We start from the raw sequence: 211 nt of genomic DNA, 5'->3' as shown, positions 1-211 counted from the left end.
TGACGCCGATCACTTGCGCCAAGCCATCGCCGCCAAAGGCGCGCTCGCCGTCATTCCCAACAACCCGTCACGCGCGCTCAAATACCCACTCGACAAGCATCTCTACGCCCAGCGTCATCCCGTCGAATGCTGCTTCTCAAAGCTCAAGCAGTTCCGACGTGTCGCAACCCGCTTCGAAAAAACGGCCCGGAATTACCGGGCCGTCGTCACT

The 211-nt window shown here is 60.2% G+C and carries 1 pseudogene; it reads left to right on the top strand.

The window, feature by feature from the left end:
* Positions 1-211 (top strand): annotated as a pseudogene (locus FNJ47_RS55900) (IS5/IS1182 family transposase); the annotation flags it as partial.

It is taken from the genome of Bradyrhizobium uaiense (assembly GCF_010811875.1).
Lineage (GTDB): Bacteria > Pseudomonadota > Alphaproteobacteria > Rhizobiales > Xanthobacteraceae > Bradyrhizobium > Bradyrhizobium uaiense.
Note: the sequence above shows the minus strand (reverse complement) of the source record. Positions and strands in the feature narration are given on the sequence as shown.